This window comes from Bacteroides sp. ET71 (genome assembly GCF_023336905.1).
GTDB lineage: Bacteria > Bacteroidota > Bacteroidia > Bacteroidales > Bacteroidaceae > Bacteroides.
This window is the reverse complement of record NZ_JAMBLS010000084.1, coordinates 1-1,672: the sequence shown is the minus strand read 5'-3', so window position 1 is coordinate 1,672 and position 1,672 is coordinate 1. Positions and strand designations below refer to the sequence as shown.

2 protein-coding genes are annotated in these 1,672 nt (G+C 48.1%); both read left to right on the top strand.

The window, feature by feature from the left end; genetic code table 11:
• Positions 1-172: 172 nt before the first annotated feature.
• Positions 173-706 (top strand): hypothetical protein, encoded by a 534-nt coding sequence (locus M3090_RS16025; protein WP_249057676.1) that lies wholly within the window; start codon positions 173-175, stop codon positions 704-706.
• 119 nt (positions 707-825) lie between these two features.
• Positions 826-1,672: helix-turn-helix transcriptional regulator (locus tag M3090_RS15200; protein ID WP_249057674.1), on the top strand; the 847-nt coding region annotated here is incomplete at its 3' end.

The window sequence follows — 1,672 nt, the reverse complement described above, 5'->3', positions numbered from 1 at the left end:
TGGTATATAGAGATAATGGCGAATGCCCTACTCGGGAAAACTGTCATCAATGACACTTTTTTCGAGTAGGATTTATCGTGTTTCTCATTCTGTACTTGCTGGCGTGTTACTGGATATTTGGCTTGGAATCGTAAAACAAGGTGGAAAAAGGATGCATCATTATTTATTAAGCATGAGGAAATTATTGGAGAAATATTACAATATTCTATACTATTGCGAATATAACTTGTTGTTTCTTATTTTTAAAAGGATTTTGAATCCTTTCTATTGGCTAAGCCTCCCAAAATGGAACAACAAGTACATGAAATGTATTTTATCAAAGATAGAAAAGCAAGAAGTTAGTGAAATTCATGGAGGAGTAAATGTATTCATTTCTTCATGGGCTACATTTGCCATAAGTTGCACCAGTTTTTGGTTACTCTGTATAACATTAATTGTAGGCAGCAAAGTCTTAAAGATGTTAGGCATAGGCGTTCCAATTGCCATTTTTGACTACAAGTTTATTCTTATATTATTGCTCATAGCCTTGATTTTCTATCTATGCTATATAAATGAATTATTTGTATTCAAGAAGGATAAATACAAGAAGTATTTCGCCAAGTTCGAAAAAGAGAAAAGGTATCTGCTCTACTACGGCATCTATGTCGTTTCCCTCGTTGTCCAGTTGGCGACTTTCTATCTGTTGCTTATGGAAATAGTGAAATAATATTTGCCGTGAACACAATTTTTCCCTACCGTGCGGCATTTCCGGCGGAAAGCGGAACAACCGGACAGGGGCAACCGGTTATCTTTACGGATTCATCAAACAATAAAAACATATCTCTTATGCAAACAAATTTCATCGAACAGTTGTCCGCCACCGCCCCGGCAGGCTTGGAACAGGCCACCGCCGCCCTGTGCGGAGAAGTGAGAGGGCTGCTGAAAGCCCGTACCCCGAAGCGTTACCTTGCGCTGGAACCCTATGCGCGGGACACAAACTTATGCCACCACATCCTCGACCTGCTGACAGGAAAGCCCGCGCTGCCGGATGTGTCGGCTCCCGGATGCCGCCCGCTGCTGATGCTGCTCGCCCTGTCGGAAGACACGGAAGTTCAGAACCGGCTGCTGCACGGACTGGTGGAGCCTTGGCGGAAAGCCTGCCGCACGCCGGAGATGCTCTACCTGTGCGACGTGCTGTACCAGACCCGCATCCCCCGTCCCCTGCATAATATGTGCAACGAGGTGTGCGACTACTTTTTCGTGGAGCGGCGCAAGCAGGTGAGCCACCAGCCCACACCGCTCACCGAAGCGGAGCTGCAATATGCCGAGAAACGGCTGAAGCCCCTGTATGCCGCCGTGTTCCGGCTGAAGGTGAACCGCTACAGCTACCGCACGAACAGCGTGGAGGAACTGGCGGGGATGCTCTGCATGAGCGCATCGACCTTCCGCGAGAAATTCAGCAAGATATACCGCCAGTCCGCCAACAAATGGTTGCGGGAGCAGCGCATCGGACAGATATGCCGGGACTTGAAATACCACTACGACCGCCCGCTCAGGGAGATAGCCGAGAAGAACGGTTTCGAGTCCGCCAACCGTTTCTGGGAATTCTGCACGGGACAGATGAAGCAAAGCCCAAGCGAGCTGCACAAGGAGCTGTACGACGAGCTGTGCGAGGAACGGCGGAAGTTCTATC